Here is a 16,886-nt window from a genome sequence, read left to right on the forward strand (position 1 = left end):
AATCATGAACAGTTCAGTCTTTATTGTAATTACCTAAAAGTTGAGAGATGCGAATACCAATCATCACTTGCAACATTTCATCAGGATTATCAAAATCGAGTTGGGTTAACTCTTTAATTTTCTCGATACGATAACGTACCGTTTTTGGATGGACAAAGAGAATGTCTGATGTTTGTTTATAGTTTTGATTCGAATCCAAGAACACACGAACCGTCTCAAAGTATTCTGGGTCATATTCTTGAAGCATCCGAATCTTATCGGAAATATAATCGTTCAGGTCATTTTCTTTCGATAGTTCCAGTAGGATTCGATAAATACCAAGATCTTTATAGAGCATGACAAAGGCATCTTGTTTAATCATGTTTGATAACTGTACGACGCGCAACGGTTGTGCTGCAAGTTTAGGAATATCTATCAGTTGTCCTTGATCACTTATTCCGACCCGTAATACAAGATCTCCCTTATTATGATTTTCATAAATAGGTTTAAGCGTTTCTTGAACATAATCTTTGAAGGATTGGTCAGTCGTAAAATTATCCTCGACAATTAACGTAATCCGATTCGAGAAGATGCGATATGCATTTTTGGGCCAAATTGAACTGATGGCATGAATGAGTCCTGTCGTACATGCCATATAATCGGTATGCTCTTGGAAGGAACGTTTACCACTGGCAACTTTCCCTTGGAAATGTTGCCATGTTACAACTCGATATTTTTTATCCAGCGATAATTTGAGAATTAGTGCATTTTCATTCAATTCTTCTGTATTTTTGTACTTACCGTTTAAGATATGATCGACCACATCGTTAATATGGCTTTCTTTTTCTCGTGACAACGCAACCTGCTTGATACTTTCAAACTGAAGGGTACTTGCGGCATTTTCAATCGCCATATAATCAATCATTTCCACAAAAGTTTGAGCTTCTCGAATGGCTAAAAAGATAGTATGCCCGTCCATGCCCGGAACTTTACAGATTAGACGTGATTGCAAGGTATCCGATACCATAACCAATTCACGTGAGTAATCGTAATGCATGTATTTTTCTGGGAATAGTTCACGAGCGTTGGTGATTTCGAAGTCAATGGGGTGAAGTTCCGTCGATGCAAGACAATGATTGTTTTCATCATAAATTGAAACATCACGCCCTATTATTTTCTTTAGTACTTTAATAACATCAACATATTCTGGTTCTTTCATTGCGAGCGATTTGAACTCATGATGGACATTTTGGTATACATCCAGCATATCTGCTTTCTGATTTATCAAGTTTTGCATGATTTCCAGAATAATGTTGCGATATGACACGGTTGCATCAATTTGAATTAATGGAAGGTTTTGATCTGAACACCCTTCAATGAGCCCTGCAGGAATTTCATCGATAAAACGACCCATCTTAACGATAATGCCACTTGCACCATGTTTGCGCAATCCCGCAACAAAATCAGTATATTCCTGACGTGTACTTTCTTGCAACGAATACAAACTGCTTAACACAAGTTGCCCGGGTTTTAGCCAGTTATCAATATCATGCGCCTCCATGACAATCACATCACTAACTTCATTGTATAAACCTTCTTTACCCGAGAGTAACGTTGCGGTTTTGAGTGATGGAATATCAAGTACATCTTTGACTCTATAAATCATACAATCACCTGTCCTTAGTCTTTATTATACACTAGTGCTAAAAAATCATGCTGTCATTGCTCATAATATGCAATATCTCCCCAAATTTTCCCTTAAATGGCTAAGGACATTCACTCTTATTAAGATTATGATAACGGGTATAAGGATGGTTTTGGATTATGATACTCAATCACACAACATATGATCGTGCACCTCATGCACACGCAACGCTGTTTTACTTTCACGGTGGTGGACTGATGTTTGGTAATCGCGATGATTTACCCCAAGAGATTCGGGACTATTGGCATCATCAAGGATATAACATTCTTGCAGTAGATTATCCGCTTGCACCTGAAGCAACGCTCGATGACATCATACGATCATTACGAAATACGATCCAATTATGTATCGATACCTATGCCCTCACACATTATAGTTTCTTTGGGCGTTCTGCCGGTGCCTTTCTCGCCTTTCAATTACACCGTTATTTTGCCCCTGAATTTATTATTTCATTCTACGGCTATACGATTAGTGATCGTCAATGGCTCCTAGAGCCTAACAAACATTACAGTCAATACCCAACGTTAAACCCCGCATCATTAGCACGTATGGTTCAAACGATTCCGCCCTATCGATCAACCATTGAATCGAGATATGCGTTGTATGTGAATGCCCGACAAACTGGCACATGGTTACAACAACTCCAAACTACACCCTCATCCATTGACCCCACAGACTTGCCACCAACCTTTCTTTGGCACAGTATCTTCGACCCCGATGTACCATTCCGTGAATCGAAATACATCGTTGACCATGCTCCCCAAGCCGAGTTGCATCACAGCACCCAACGCATTCATGAAATTGATACGATCGCTTTCAAAGACATTGAAACACCACTCACTACATTTCTTCATGAGCACAAAAAAACATAGCACTGCTATGTTTTTGTTTATTGAATCCGATATTTACCATGAGAAATGAGATACTGACCAACGCCAATCATGGCAATACCAAGCGTCACAATAATGACAATGCGATCAAGCTCAAGCGGGTCCTCGTCTTGATTGGGATTATTCATGGTGTAAACCGTAACATTACTCGAATCAGATCCTTTAGCCGAAACTGATGAATAATGATACGTAAGAAGCACAACCCAAACCAATACGATAGTCAGTAAACCAGATTGACGTGCATGTTTACTTCTTTGCATGTTCATATTTTCACCAGTTCCTTTATATATAAACTATATGCGAATTTGGTGAATTCCACAAATTATGATTTGAACAAAATTTCCTATTTTATAAAGACTTTATATATGAAGTTTCGGGTTTATTTATGATTGGTATTATGACTTTATTCAGCTTTCAAATAAAAAAAAGTGTATCGCATCGATACACTTTTTTGAGCAAGTAGATTATAGATTTAATCTTGTTTCCAGTGATTAGAATTGTTGGCGACGTTTAAAAATGTAGCCAGCCCCCAATGACATCACTCCTATGAGTAGGATTCCATGCCCAATTGTTGATGCGGCAACTCCTGTATTTGGGAGTTCACCCTCTGGGGTCGTTGAATTTTTTGTATAAATTAACGTTACGACAGTCTTCGGTTTTGTAAGATTTCCTTGTAATGGATCGTTCGACACATTAACCGTTTTATAAGTATACCCCTTAATTTCAATTGGTGTTACCGTATATGCTGCGTTAATCTCATGAGACGTTGTTTTTTGTGGTGCAATCACGGCGCCGTCTTCGTCAACGTAGTTCACTTCAAGTACGACTTTTTCAGAAATAACTGGACCTTCATTCTTATCGTAAACAAGCGTAACACTTGTTTCCAAGGCACTCAATGTTCCACTCATTGGCGCTGATCCAGCTTGAAGTTCTTTGTATGTATACCCTTCAATCGCTAATGGCGTCACATTGTAAGCTTCATTTAATGGATAAACATTGGATGTGGATGGTGCAACAGCATACCCATCACGGTCAACATAATTAACCTTTAAGACTGCGTCTTTTGTACGATAGATGAACGTCATGCTTTGGTCTGTTTCAATGAACGTTCCCGAAGCAGGTGCTCCTTCATGGCGTACATATTCATATAATGGATACGTTTTTGCAGAAAGTGTATAGTTACTTCCTACTTTACCCGTTATGGTTTCAGTATCCAATGTCATAGTAACAGTCCCCTCTTGATCCACGAGAACATGTTTGGCTACGACATTACTTTCTACCGCTGCTTCAGATTGCACAAACCCAACGCGGTAATGATAATTTCCATCATCCGTGACTGTGAACGCTTGTGTTAGCCCAGAAGCATCAAAACGGTTCCCAAGTAAATCATTCACCTGAGTCGTCACTGCATAATTTGCTGGAATTTTAACACGAATTTGATACGTTCTTGGATCAACATTTGGGAATGCATAATAACCATTCTCAGATGTTCGAGTTGTTGCAATGACGGTATCGTTCGCAAGTAACTCAAGATCGACACCCGCCATAACTGTTTCAACATCATCATGGTATCCATCACGATCAAGGTCATGGAACGCATAACCGTCGATACCAACAATGCCTAATTTAAGTTTAAAACCAAAGTCAAAGGCATTAAATGTTGGCTTATAAGCATTCGGTACCATGTTTCCATCAAGTACATATCCAAAGGCATCAAAATCAATATATGATTCCCCATCAATAATACCCACTTCATCAAAAATTGACTGCAGCATGGCTGTATTTTCAGATGTTCGTTCAACATAGGATGTAAATTGTAATGCGCGTGACATGTTTTCACCTACTGGACTTAATGGATAGGCATCTTTATCAAATGAAAGGTATAACGCATTATTGAAGAGGTGGTGTTGACCAAGCGCTAACATTTTGGGATCTTGTTCACGAATCGCGAAACGACTTGGCGATAATTGAACGGCATAGTCAGCATTAGGATCCCCTTCCCAACTTTCCGTATTGAAACCATCTTCCATGGTAAATATTTTGAGCATTTCTGAAGCTGGTAAGTCTTCGAGACGTTTTAATTCAGGCATCGTACGTTGGTATTCTTTCAAAATTCCATCATAGAGCGATATCCCATTCACGGCTTCAAAGTCAAAGAGATAGGCTGCACTTCCTGCTTTTATTTCATACGATGGATTAAAATGTTCATAGTATGACTTGATGACTTCAGAACCGGTACGATACATACCGTTTGCACTAATGCTTTCAATGCTAGGAATCAATTCCGCGCCAATAATGCGGTAACGATATTCAGATGGATTCGTAATACGGAATTGATGTGAGCGAATTTCACCAGGAGTAACGCTTCCAAGATGTCCAAACATTTCTTTCAGACTCCCAAAATCTGCATACCCTGATCCATCTTCATGTTTCGTAATTGGACTTTGACGTAATTGATTAAAGGTGATGGTATTTGCGTCAATAGTTAGATTTTTGACCATTGTCTCTAAGAGTGTTTGATTGACAACGGTAACGGTTCCGTCCGCTGTTACATCCACAACCACCTCAACCGGAACATACCCTTCAAGTGTAAAGCGCATCGTAATCCGATCTTCAGCTTCACCACCTAAATCAATATTAAAACGGTCTTGTTCAAAAATAACTGTTGTGGTATCTTTACCGGTCGCTGTAGTTACTGTTGTATTATTTATCAAGTTTGGCACAATAACATCCACGCTCTCATGACCTCTTTGCAATGTTAATGTTGCGAAAGGTCCCATGAGTTTTGCTTCATGGCCAACGACATCAATGAATGAACCATTGCCATCACTGCCTTTATCGTAGTGTAATGTACCCGTAGCTTCGGTATATCCCGGTGCTTTTATTTCATACTTGAAATCGACACCATCCGTCATATTTGGATATAGTGGTTTATAGAATGTGTATCGGAATTCTTTTTCGAGTGGCATTAAAGTACCATCATAATCAAATAGATTGAAGTATGATTGGACATTATCTGGATCGACCCCAAAGAACACTGTACTCTTTGCATCAAACTGATTTATTTCAGGATGTTTGACTTGCGTCAGATTCCAGTAAGACTCATTTTGATTGGTCACATACTCTGATGTCACAAGCGAAGCCTCTTGGGTTTCATGCGTGAGTTCGTTACTACTGTTGATGCTTAAACTGTCACCAATAACTTTGTAGTAGGTTCGGTTATCGAAATAGTTTACAACATATTCATAATCAGTCTTTGGTGTTAGTTTCAAGTTAACTTGAATGCCACCTTCAATATCATACAAGCCATGGTTTGTCCATGTTGCTGTACCTTTTTCTCTTATTGAGAATGTATAATTTGCTTTTTTCTTTGCAATGTCCGATGGTATTGTAAATCGAACATTAACAGTTGTATCTTTTGTTGCTGCTGACTCTGCTGCAACACCACTCAGTGATGAGACAGCAATCAACGTTACAAGAAAAAATGACAGAAAATTGCGTAATATTTTTTTCATGTTGTTTCCCCCCCAGGATTCTATATGAACATACACTATACTATAGAATCACATATTTTGGAATGAACAATCCGTGTAAGTCTCTTAAGTATGATAAAAACACCGCTTTACGCGGTGTTTTTGGTTTGATTATTTGTTTCCGTTTAATTTGAGTAACTTCATGATCTCAACAATTACGAGTGGTGTAAACATAATTGTAAGAACGACTTGCCAGTGATGGCCATCTAAGTAACCCAATGAGAAGATATCATTAACTGCTGGAATAAAGAGAACACCTAACATCATTGCGGCATTTAAGATAACTGCGCCAATGAGGTATTTGTTTTTCCAGAATGATGTAAATACTGATTTTGATTTTGAGTGGACACTAAATGCATGAATTAATTGAGAGAATCCCAATGTGATAAATGCCATTGTACGTCCCATTTCCGTATTACCTGCTTCCCAAAGTAAGCCAGCACCGTACATGTATGCAAACAATGCTGCCCCACCGACTACGATACCTTGGTATGCAACACGCCACATTAACTCTTTTGACATAATTGAATTACTACGGTCAGGAGCACGATCCATAATATCATCTTCAGCTTCATCGACACCAAGTGCTAATGCTGGAAGACTATCGGTTACTAAGTTAATCCACAATAAGTGAATTGGTAATAATGGTGAATCCCAGTTCATTAAGATTGCAACCATGAGTAAGATTAATTCACCCATGTTACATGATAAGAGATAAGCGATTGATTTGATAATATTGTCTTTAATACGACGACCTTCTTCAACTGCAACAACAACGGTTGCAAAGTTATCATCTGTTAAGACCATATCAGCTGCACTTTTCGCAACTTCAGTTCCAACAACGCCCATTGCCGCACCAATATCAGCACGTTTCAATGCAGGAGCATCGTTAACACCATCTCCGGTCATCGCAACGATATCGCCATGACGTTTCCATGCTGAGATAATACGCATTTTATGTTCTGGTGAAACACGAGCATAAACACCAATGTGTTGTACTTGATTGAATAAGTCATCGTCTGACATTTCATCAACTTCTTTACCTGTCACAACCATTTGGCCATCTTCTAATAAGCCTATGTCACGACCAATTGCTTCCGCAGTCGTTGCGTGGTCTCCGGTAATCATGACAACACGGATTCCAGCTTTTTTACTTAATGCGATAGCTTCTGTAACTTCTGGACGTGGAGGGTCAATCATTCCCACAATCCCTACAAAGACAAGGTCAGACTCGATTGCGGATGCTTCAAGGTCTGAATCATTCACAATTTTTTTAGCGAGTGCAAGAACACGGAGTGCTTTGCTACCCATTGCTTTATTATTTTCTTGAATACGTGCAATGTAGTCATCGGAAATTGGAAGAACTTCTCCGTTCACTTCCATGTACTTCACAACACTTAAAATTTCATCTACTCCACCTTTAACGAAGACTGTTTTAACACCGTCAATATCGTTAATGGTACTCATACGTTTACGTCCTGAGTCAAACGGTACTTCATTTAAACGTGTATGTTTTGCAAGAAGTCCAGTAGCATCGAGACCAACTGCTTCTGCCCATACAGAAAGTGCAGTTTCAGTTGGATCTCCGACCCAGTTTCCATCAATTTTGCGTGAGTCATTGCAAAGGAGTAATCCACGCGATAGTTCTTCTTGCGTGTTCTCAGTCCAAAACTCTTGAACGGTCATGACATTTTGTGTCAACGTTCCTGTTTTATCACTACAGATAACTGTTGCAGACCCTAGTGTTTCAACAGATGGTAAGTTACGAACAATAGCATTACGTTCAACCAAACGGTTAACACCTAAAGCTAAGACAACTGTCGCAACAGCTGGTAAACTTTCAGGAACAACCGCGACCGCTAAGGAAACAGCTGTAAGGAACATTTCGAGTAGGTCATGATTATTCAACACCCCAACAACTAAAATAACACTACATGCAATCACAGCACCAATACCCAGTACTTTACCTAATTGGTTCAGTTGAACTTGTAACGGTGTTGGGTCATTTTTTGTTTCGTTTAGAAGTGTCGCAATTTTACCAACTTCGGTATTCATTCCAACGGCGGATACAACACCACGACCGCGACCATAAGTTACCGTTCCTGATGAGTACGCCATATTCTTGCGATCTCCTAAAACGGCATCTTCTGGAAGTACAATATCTTCTTCTTTTTCTACAGGAACACTTTCTCCTGTAAGGGATGCTTCTTGCACCTGTAATGAGTTCGATTCAATGACGCGAACATCTGCTGCAACTAAATCCCCTGCATCGAGAACGAGTATATCACCAACCACTAATTCTGGTGAGCTAATCGTTTGTTCGTGTCCACCGCGAATGACTTTCGCATGTGGTGTCGACATATCTTGTAGTGCCTTCAATGATTTTTCTGCTTTATCCTCTTGTACCAAACCAATAATTGCATTTAGCACAACAATTGCGATGATAATGATTGCATCAGCACCTTCACCTGCAATACCACTAATTACAGCAGCAACAAGTAAGATGATAATCATCACATCTTTAAACTGATCTATAAAACGCATTGCTAGTGAACGACGTTTTGGCTCAACAAGTTTGTTCTCACCGTTTTTTTCGCGGGATTCAATGACTTGTTGTTCAGTCAAACCGTTTACGAGATCCATCTCTTTTGACAATTCGTCTAAGGATTTCGTATATAGTTTTTTATCTTCCATGGGCAACCTCCTTCTTTCAACTTGGATAGCAATAAAAAAAACTCTATCCGCGCCCTTAATACATGGATAAAGTCTCGAATTGAACGCGCTCCCGGACTTCTCAGTCGTATTGACGACAACGCGACCTGTATGACAGGCTTCTACTCCCTTTATGTCTATAATTCTATCAAATGAACCTTGTATAGTCAAAGAATACAAAGAAAAAACATTGATAATTCTGCGTTAACGTTTGTTGCGTTTCCACACATAAAAAAGCACGGCCTTATTGTGGACGTGCTTAAATTGTATGATTTCGATCAAAAACTTTAGAATAGATGAAACTGATCATTTTTCCAAGACTTAACGTCGCTAACACGGTTGCAAGGTTAAAATGCCCACCTAACAACACACCAATAATCAAAAGACTCGAATCAGTTCCCCATCGAATCCGATGATACGGTTGATTGAGGCGATGACTCAAAGACAAAATCATCGCATCTGTCCCTTGTTGTCCGACATTCGCATAGATGGCCATCGCAATTCCAAATGCACATACCGCCAACCCTGTAAACATCATGACATAATTCCACGGTAACATTTGAACTTGAGGAAAACGAGGCATGGTAAGATCAATACCCGCTTGAACAAAGAATGGGGTCATCAGGGTCCCTAGCCCTACTTGTTTACGATCAAGGATAAGCGCAATCAGTGCCATACCCATCATCGTAAAATTGCTGGCCATGCCAACCGTTATCCCAAACGTTTTGGATAAACCATCAAAGAATACAGTAATTGGATCCGCACCCAAACCTGTATTCATTGCAATCGCAATACCACATCCAGACAAAAAGGCCCCTAAAGCGAGCCACCCATATCGAACCAATTTGTTCATAGTTTCCTCTAGTTTCTAGTTATTTAATTGTTTTCTTGAGAATAATCGTTTTAACAGGATGTCCGAAAACATCATCTGCTAAATATTCAAGTTCTTCAAAGCCTTTACGTTTATAGAACGTTTCACCGATAAAATTACCATTTTCGAGTTCTACTACAAGGATTCGATGTTGAACGCGGGGGTCATTTTCAACATAGTTCATAAGTTGTGTTCCAATGCCATCTTTTTGGTGGGTCGGTAACACATAAAGGGATAAAAGACGGGTGTCTTCCTCACGAATATCATAGTTCGCAAATCCCACAACATAGTCGTCTTGGGTCGCTACGATAAATTCTTGAGTTTCAATGCGCTCTTTGATGGCTTCGATTGTATAGAATCGTTCCATAAATTTTTCTTGCACATCTTGGGGAATGAGGTCGCTGTACGCTTGTTCCCATCCGAGCATGACAATAAGCTTAACGGCTTCTGCATCTTGCTTCGTTGCTTGTCTAATCATATTTTTCTCCTTTTATGACTGAAAAAGAACTACTTGAGCTCTGCGTAAATCGCTTCTGTATTAAACTGTGTATTTAATGCTCATACATTTTAACAAGTTTGTTCTGCAAGTTCAATTGTAACCGCTTTATGTGAGTATTGCGTGAAATGATTTCAGAAAGTTACCGTTTTGTTAGGGTCGCGATTCACACCAAATTGGGTTACAATAGTAATACATAATATGGAGGCTTATCAATGAATAATACAGTACTTCTACGGCCCGCAACCCCGGAAGATCTTGCAGCCATTCACAATCTCTCGCGAGTTGAACTCGGATACGACCATGACTTTGATACCCTTCAGTCTACCTTCCAAATGCTACGAAATGATCCAAATCATAAGATTCAGGTCGTAACACTTGAAAATGAGGTGGTCGGTTATCTTCATGTGAACCGCTATTACTCATTGCTTGGTCCTGCAATGACTAATATCATGGCTATTGCGATTAATCATAACTACCAAGGTCAAGGTATCGGGAAGATACTACTTGATGCTGCAGAGCAATGGGCACAAGAACAACATACGCAAGGCGTCCGTTTGTTATCGTCAGAAAACCGGATTAACGCACACGGTTTTTATCAGCACAATGGTTATCTTTCTAATAAGAAACAGCTGAAGTTCCAGAAATTCTTTGAATGAATCCACAAAAAAAAGGAAGTACGAATGTACTTCCTCTTTTATTTTATCGATTAAAGTGATGATAATGCGCGGTTCACACCTTGAACAATAAATCCAAATCCAAGCATTAGAACCATGAAGCTCTCAACTGCTGATGGATTGAATAACATTGAAACAGCATAAACAATCACGATGATATCCACAATAATTACAACATAGCGTGCCCATGCTGTGCGGATCATGGATGCAAACTGTAATTGTAAAGCAGCATCTGTAATAATCCAGAACATCATAAGGTATGCAAGAATTTGTGTACTCTTAATGAAGTCTGTAAATAAGAACATAACCCCCAAGAGTAATAACAAGATTCCTTCAATTGTATTCATTGTTGAAATCTGTGGGAACGCACGTAAGCGAATTCCGTTTAATACTAGGACTGCTCCAACTGCAAGCATTCCCCACCCGATAATAAGTGAAATTGATAAGAGTGTTGTCATTGGGTTCATCACGACGATGATTCCGAAGATTACATATAAGATACCAACAATAACACTTTTCAATTTGTTATCTTTTTCATTTGTATATTCCATTTTGTTTTCCCCCTTTTATATATGTCTATCATAAACCCAAACCCTTATGATTCACAGTAAATCACATCTAATTTCACATAAATATCACATTATTCTTAGGTAATTGTATTTAACTGCATAAACTACATCTTTGTATACGTTTTCTTAATAAAAATCCATCATTTCCGTTATGCCTCAAAACACGAAATTGATTGTAAAAAATGGACGTAGGACTATAATGAAAATATCAGGAGGAACGCGCATGATTTCAATTCAAAACATTACCAAGTCGTACCAGTCAGTGAAAGCAGTAGATAATGTATCGTTTGATGTAAAACCTGGCGAAATCGTTGGTTTCATAGGCCCTAATGGGGCTGGTAAATCAACAACTATTAAAATTTTACTCAATTACATTTTCGCCGATCAGGGAGAAGCTTCAATACAAGGCATGTCTTGCATCACGCATACCAAAGACATCAAACGTACTTTAGGTTATATCCCAAGCGAAGTTAATTTCTACCCAGAACTCACCGCATTAGAAGTCATTAACTACACGATGCAAATGCACAACTGCACCAATACTGTATTTCGAGACACCTTATGTGCAGACTTCCACGTAGATCAACATAAGAAAATGAAAGAACTATCTCTTGGCAACAAAAAGAAAGTGGCTATTGTCAGTGCCTTGGTGATTGAACCTCGAGTCCTTATTATGGATGAACCTACCAATGGACTTGATCCACTGATCCAAAAAGTGTTGTTTCAATATACAAAGCAAGCAGCCCTAAACAAAACGACCATTCTTATTTCAAGTCATAACTTGAGAGAAATCCAAGAACATTGTGACCGTGCTATTTTTATTAAACAAGGAAAAATCATTCAATCAATAGATTTAAACACGTTGCAACTCTCGGGAAAATTTGTGAAGCTTAAGGGCGATATTCATGGGCTTGAACACCTCGCATCCCAAGTTCTATCACTAACTGAAGATAGCATTGCAGCGATTTTCACGATACCACTACCCGATCTCATCCAGATTCTTCAAAATCGTACGATTGATGATTTAGTCATCGAAGATGTATCCATTGAACACCAGTTTATTGAGTACTATAAGGAGGATGTTCATGAAACTACACGTTAAACTTAATTATAAGAGTATGATCGTATGGATGGTTACATTATCGACAATGATTATTGGCTTCATGGCCTTCTACCCAACCATGGCCAACACATCAATGCAAGCGTTAATTCAAGGTGTTCCTGACTCGATGCTGCAAGTCCTTGGTTTTGAGCATTTTCCAGATTTCAGTAGAATTGATGTTTTTTACGGCTACATCATGCAGTATATCATGATGGGTATCGCAGTTTTTGCGATTGTCTTAGGTTTGAATACATTTAGCAAAGAAGTTACTGATGGAACCATTGAATTCCTTTACGCTCAGCCTATAACACGAACAGAGCTTATCGTACAAAAATTGAGCGCAAATATCTTGATTCTAACCGGCGTGTCGTGTGTCATGATTCTTGTCAGTTGTTTCGCATTGGGGGTTTTTCTTCCTGCTGGAACAGTATTCAGTGATTTACTAATCCGATCGCTACCTGTCTTCGCATCCTTTTGGTTGCTTGCATTATTGTTCTTAGTACTTGGAACCGGACTCTCCTTAATCCTTCCCACATCATTATCAACAATGGGTATTGCCATGGGAATTGTCTTTATCCCCTATGTACTCGGTATGATGGCACAAATGGTCGATGCACTTTCATCCTTTAAGTTTATTTCCATCTTGCATACTACCATGCCTGATCAAATCTATGCCGGAACTTTTAACAGTCTCTCAATTGGTCTTTGGACAATCCTTACAATAGGAATCTTTAGTTTCGGTCTTCATCACTTTAAAACGCGTGACATCAACATATAAAGCCAGAGAATCCTCTGGCTTTTTTCAAATCTTAATAGAAAAAAACCAGCCGAAGCTGGTTTAGTTTTCTGCAAATTGACTGTTGTAAAGATCAGCGTAAAAGCCTTCTTGTTCCATAAGTTCATCATGGTTTCCTGTTTCAATAATATTACCATCACGCATGACAAGAATCTTGTCAGCATTCCGAATTGTTGATAAACGGTGGGCAATTACGAATGATGTACGACCTTTCATAAGTTCCGCCATCGCTTCTTGAATCATCGCATCCAATCGGGTATCGACCGAACTTGTTGCTTCATCAAGAATTAATATACGAGGATCACTCAATAAGGCACGAGCAATCGTTATCAATTGTTTTTCACCATTGGAAATGTTTGATGACTCTTCGTTGAGTTCCATATCATAACCATTAGGTAATGTTGTAATAAAGTGGTGAACGTTCGTGCGTTTTGCTGCATCAATGATTTCTTCATCACTAGCATTCGGTTTTCCATAAGCAATATTTTCTTTAATCTTACCACTGAACAACCATGTGTCTTGAAGTACCATTCCAAACAAGGAACGTAAATCATCACGTTTCATATCACGAATATCGACGCCATCAATACGAATTGATCCTGAATCAACATCGTAAAAACGCATGAGCAAGTTAATAATGGTTGTTTTACCAGCTCCTGTTGGACCAACAATCGCAACCATTTCACCCGGTTTAATTTCAACACTAACATCTTGAATAATCGGACGTTCGCCATAACCAAAGTTAATATGATCAAACGAAACTGCTCCTTGATAGGAATCAATAACAACGGGATTCGCAACGTCAGCGACGTCATCATTTTCTTCAAGATACTCGAAAACACGGTCCATTGCAGCAATACTTGACTGAATGGTTGGTGCTAATTGTGTAATTTGTGCTAAAGGTTGGTTTACTTGCCAAATATAGCGAACAAACGATTGGAGTGCCCCAACAGCCATGACGCCTTGAGCCACTTTCATTGCACCCATGAAGACAGAAATCGCAATAACAATATACGTTACGAGTGTTACACCAGGACTCATCAGTCCTGAGATGAAGTTGGCTCTGAAACCTGCTTCAGAGAGATTGCTATTGGTTTCTTTAAATTCTTCAATTGCATTTTCTTGATAGTTATACAGTTTAATTTCATTGAATCCAGTGAGTTTCTCTTGAACAACCGCAAACATATCTCCCAATGTTTTTTGTTGTACATCAAACAGTGATTGTGACTGCTTAATAATATAGCGTGCAAAGAAGTAACTAATTGGAATAATTAAGGACCCTACAAGAGCCATTTGCCAGTCAATTACAAACATCATGATGACAGCCATGGTTAGACTTAAGGCTGCCATTACAACTTGCGCAAAGGCTTGTTGCAAGGCTGCTGATAATGCTTCGATATCGGTCGTCATACGTGCCATTAAATCTCCAGCCGCATGTTCATCAAAATAACGAATTGGGAGTCGAACCATTTTTTCTTTGACAGCCATTCGTAAATCATAAACTGAAGATTGAATAGACTCTGTAATAAGATATTGATAAAGCATTCGCGAACCTGCATTCGCAATGTAAATTCCAAGTAAGATAAAAATGATTTTCCAAATGATATCGTATTGGATATGTGCACCCGCAACGCCAGCATTGATTGCTGCGACGTCCTTTGCAAGTTGGGTTGTTGCGAAACCTTCAATCGCTGGTGCTGCTGCAGTTAAGATAGCGGCAATGAAGATGAATGTGATTGCAAGGATTAATTTAATTTTATAGGGCTTTAAAAAACGCCACATTTTACGCAAGCTGCTCATATTTTGCCATCTCCTTTTCACTGAGTTGAGATTCTGCAATCTGAACATAGATTGGGGAAGATTTCATAAGCTCAAGGTGTGTTCCTTTTCCTACAATTTTTCCTTCATTAAGAACAATGATTTGGTCGGCATCAACGATTGAACTAACACGTTGTGCGACAACCAACATTACAGAATCTTGCACTTCTTCTCGTAAGTTTTTACGAATGAGTGCATCGGTTTTATAATCTAGTGCTGAGAAACTATCATCAAAGATATAGATTTCTGGTTTACGGACTAATGCACGTGCAATGGATAGACGTTGTTTCTGTCCTCCAGAAACGTTGCTTCCACCCTCGCTTAACCATTCTTCATATTGATCAGGTTTCTTTTCAATAAAGTCACGGGCTGCTGCCATTTCAGCACTGGCCATAATTTCCGTTGAATCGGCATCTTTTTTTCCATAGCGAATGTTTTCATTGATGCTACCACTAAAGAGCAATGCTTTTTGACGGATAAAGCCAATTTTGTCACGAAGTGCATACATATCATAATCACGCACATCAACACCATTCACTAAGACACGACCCTTGGTCACATCATAGAAACGAACGATTAGGTTTATCAGTGTCGATTTTCCCGATCCAGTTGATCCAATAAAGGCAATTGTCTCACCTTTTTTGGCTGTAAATGAAATATCTGTTAGAACGTTTGCTTCACCATCAGGATACGCAAAGTCAACATTTTCGAAGACAATGCTTGTGTCTTCAGTTCCTTCAGTAACTCCATTTTCTGGATTCACAATGAGGGGTTCTTTGTCGAGAACTTCTTGAATACGACGAGCACTAACTGCTGCACGTGGATACATTACGAATACGATTGAGAAGAGTAATAAGGAGAACAATGCATGGAATTGATACTCCAAGAATGCAACCAAACTACCGACTTCAAGCGCACCGATATCGATCATTTGTGCGGCTACAAAAATTGTAAAGAGTACGGCAACGTTTAGAATGAAGAAGAAAATTGGTTCAACACGTGACATCATAAAGAATAGTTTCTTCGAGGTACGGGTATAGTCATCATTTTTCGCTTCAAAACGTTCTGTTTCATGCTTATCTTTTCTAAATGCGCGAATAACACGAACACCCGTAATATTCTCACGCGTAATTCGGTTTAGAACGTCCATTAGTTTTTGTTGGGCGCGACTGATCGGACCTGATTTCAGTCCTGTATAGGTCACAACAATAAGAATAAACGGAATACTTGCTGCAACGATCAATGCAAGTGCATGGTTGGTATCATAGATCATCCACGCTGAAGCAGCGATCATAATTGGGCTATTTAAACCCATTCTTAAAAACATTTGTACAAACAATTGAAGTTGATAAACATCATTTGAGATACGTGTAATTAATGATGATACTCCAATTTCATTATATTCAGAATGAGATAACTCTTGAACTTTTTTAAACAAGTCATTACGGATATCACGTGTCATCCATGTCGCGATACGACTCGACGTAAATCCAAGTAAGATATTACCCAATCCCCCAATAAATGCGACACCGAGCAGTATCAAACCTTGATTTCTGATGATATCAAGATTACCGCTTCCGACACCTTCATCAATCATATTTCCCATGATTGTCGGCATACCTAACTCTGTGATAGAGAAAGCAATAATCGCAATAAGATTGAGGATAAATAGTAGTTTATACTTTTTTAAATATTTAATGATTAATTTCATATTTTTCCTCCTGTACGAAAACTCATA

13 protein-coding genes are annotated in these 16,886 nt (G+C 39.0%); 4 read left to right on the plus strand and 9 right to left on the minus strand.

Annotation, left to right across the window (positions count from 1 at the left end):
• Positions 1 to 13: 13 nt before the first annotated feature.
• Complete coding sequence (locus tag GVV19_RS00620; RefSeq protein WP_159644771.1) at positions 14 to 1,645, minus strand: PucR family transcriptional regulator; 1,632 nt, start codon at positions 1,643 to 1,645, stop codon at positions 14 to 16.
• A 158-nt stretch (positions 1,646 to 1,803) separates the two neighbouring features.
• Between GVV19_RS00620 and GVV19_RS00625 the strand changes: the two genes are divergently transcribed.
• Positions 1,804 to 2,556 (plus strand): alpha/beta hydrolase fold domain-containing protein, encoded by a 753-nt coding sequence (locus GVV19_RS00625; RefSeq protein ID WP_159644773.1) that lies wholly within the window; start codon positions 1,804 to 1,806, stop codon positions 2,554 to 2,556.
• 17 nt (positions 2,557 to 2,573) lie between these two features.
• Here GVV19_RS00625 and GVV19_RS00630 read toward each other — a convergent pair whose 3' ends face one another.
• The 5 genes from GVV19_RS00630 to GVV19_RS00650 all read right to left on the minus strand — a co-directional run bounded on the left by GVV19_RS00630 (position 2,574) and on the right by GVV19_RS00650 (position 10,168).
• Positions 2,574 to 2,840: a hypothetical protein gene (locus GVV19_RS00630; protein WP_159644775.1), complete on the minus strand. Its 267-nt coding sequence runs from the start codon at positions 2,838 to 2,840 to the stop codon at positions 2,574 to 2,576.
• Between the two features lie 225 nt (positions 2,841 to 3,065).
• Entirely contained in the window at positions 3,066 to 6,089 is a 3,024-nt protein-coding gene (locus tag GVV19_RS00635; protein ID WP_159644777.1) for a MucBP domain-containing protein, read from the minus strand.
• Positions 6,090 to 6,218: 129 nt separating this feature from the next.
• Positions 6,219 to 8,801 (minus strand): calcium-translocating P-type ATPase, PMCA-type, encoded by a 2,583-nt coding sequence (locus tag GVV19_RS00640; RefSeq protein WP_159644779.1) that lies wholly within the window; start codon positions 8,799 to 8,801, stop codon positions 6,219 to 6,221.
• Positions 8,802 to 9,078: 277 nt separating this feature from the next.
• Complete coding sequence (locus GVV19_RS00645; RefSeq protein WP_159644781.1) at positions 9,079 to 9,672, minus strand: YczE/YyaS/YitT family protein; 594 nt, start codon at positions 9,670 to 9,672, stop codon at positions 9,079 to 9,081.
• Between the two features lie 19 nt (positions 9,673 to 9,691).
• Positions 9,692 to 10,168, minus strand: a complete 477-nt coding sequence (locus GVV19_RS00650) for a GNAT family N-acetyltransferase (RefSeq protein ID WP_159644783.1) — start codon at positions 10,166 to 10,168, stop codon at positions 9,692 to 9,694.
• Between the two features lie 233 nt (positions 10,169 to 10,401).
• Between GVV19_RS00650 and GVV19_RS00655 the strand changes: the two genes are divergently transcribed.
• A complete protein-coding gene (locus GVV19_RS00655; RefSeq protein WP_159644785.1) occupies positions 10,402 to 10,845 on the plus strand; it encodes a GNAT family N-acetyltransferase in 444 nt (147 codons plus the stop codon).
• 50 nt (positions 10,846 to 10,895) lie between these two features.
• On the opposite strand, the gene GVV19_RS00660 is transcribed toward GVV19_RS00655, so the two are convergent.
• The gene (locus GVV19_RS00660) at positions 10,896 to 11,414 is read right to left on the minus strand and encodes a DUF308 domain-containing protein (RefSeq protein WP_159633857.1); all 519 of its coding nucleotides are present in this window, start codon (positions 11,412 to 11,414) and stop codon (positions 10,896 to 10,898) included.
• A gap of 241 nt (positions 11,415 to 11,655) precedes the next feature.
• Between GVV19_RS00660 and GVV19_RS00665 the strand changes: the two genes are divergently transcribed.
• Both GVV19_RS00665 and GVV19_RS00670 read left to right on the plus strand, forming a co-directional pair.
• Complete coding sequence (locus GVV19_RS00665) at positions 11,656 to 12,534, plus strand: ABC transporter ATP-binding protein (RefSeq protein WP_159644787.1); 879 nt, start codon at positions 11,656 to 11,658, stop codon at positions 12,532 to 12,534.
• Positions 12,518 to 13,312, plus strand: coding sequence for an ABC transporter permease subunit (locus GVV19_RS00670; RefSeq protein WP_159644789.1), 795 nt, complete (start codon positions 12,518 to 12,520; stop codon positions 13,310 to 13,312). The genes GVV19_RS00665 and GVV19_RS00670 overlap by 17 nt, the downstream gene beginning before the upstream one ends.
• Before the next feature lie 60 nt (positions 13,313 to 13,372).
• Here the strand turns inward: GVV19_RS00670 and GVV19_RS00675 are convergent, their stop codons facing one another.
• Positions 13,373 to 15,130 carry an ABC transporter ATP-binding protein gene (locus GVV19_RS00675; protein WP_159633866.1) on the minus strand — a complete coding sequence of 586 codons (1,758 nt, stop codon included), beginning with the start codon at positions 15,128 to 15,130 and terminating at the stop codon, positions 13,373 to 13,375.
• The gene (locus GVV19_RS00680; RefSeq protein WP_159633869.1) at positions 15,114 to 16,859 is read right to left on the minus strand and encodes an ABC transporter ATP-binding protein; all 1,746 of its coding nucleotides are present in this window, start codon (positions 16,857 to 16,859) and stop codon (positions 15,114 to 15,116) included. The genes GVV19_RS00675 and GVV19_RS00680 overlap by 17 nt, the downstream gene beginning before the upstream one ends.
• Positions 16,860 to 16,886 lie beyond the last annotated feature (27 nt).

Source organism: Erysipelothrix anatis (assembly GCF_009828745.1).
Lineage (GTDB): Bacteria > Bacillota_I > Bacilli_A > Erysipelotrichales > Erysipelotrichaceae > Erysipelothrix > Erysipelothrix anatis.

Bases quoted from the DNA above. Each gene is read 5' to 3' on its own strand.
- GVV19_RS00620 (WP_159644771.1), bottom strand. From the start codon at position 1,645: ATGATTTATAGAGTCAAAGATGTACTTGATATTCCATCACTCAAAACC.
- GVV19_RS00625 (WP_159644773.1), top strand. From the start codon at position 1,804: ATGATACTCAATCACACAACATATGATCGTGCACCTCATGCACACGCA.
- GVV19_RS00630 (WP_159644775.1), bottom strand. From the start codon at position 2,840: ATGAACATGCAAAGAAGTAAACATGCACGTCAATCTGGTTTACTGACT.
- GVV19_RS00635 (WP_159644777.1), bottom strand. From the start codon at position 6,089: ATGAAAAAAATATTACGCAATTTTCTGTCATTTTTTCTTGTAACGTTG.
- GVV19_RS00640 (WP_159644779.1), bottom strand. From the start codon at position 8,801: ATGGAAGATAAAAAACTATATACGAAATCCTTAGACGAATTGTCAAAA.
- GVV19_RS00645 (WP_159644781.1), bottom strand. From the start codon at position 9,672: ATGAACAAATTGGTTCGATATGGGTGGCTCGCTTTAGGGGCCTTTTTG.
- GVV19_RS00650 (WP_159644783.1), bottom strand. From the start codon at position 10,168: ATGATTAGACAAGCAACGAAGCAAGATGCAGAAGCCGTTAAGCTTATT.
- GVV19_RS00655 (WP_159644785.1), top strand. From the start codon at position 10,402: ATGAATAATACAGTACTTCTACGGCCCGCAACCCCGGAAGATCTTGCA.
- GVV19_RS00660 (WP_159633857.1), bottom strand. From the start codon at position 11,414: ATGGAATATACAAATGAAAAAGATAACAAATTGAAAAGTGTTATTGTT.
- GVV19_RS00665 (WP_159644787.1), top strand. From the start codon at position 11,656: ATGATTTCAATTCAAAACATTACCAAGTCGTACCAGTCAGTGAAAGCA.
- GVV19_RS00670 (WP_159644789.1), top strand. From the start codon at position 12,518: ATGAAACTACACGTTAAACTTAATTATAAGAGTATGATCGTATGGATG.
- GVV19_RS00675 (WP_159633866.1), bottom strand. From the start codon at position 15,130: ATGAGCAGCTTGCGTAAAATGTGGCGTTTTTTAAAGCCCTATAAAATT.
- GVV19_RS00680 (WP_159633869.1), bottom strand. From the start codon at position 16,859: ATGAAATTAATCATTAAATATTTAAAAAAGTATAAACTACTATTTATC.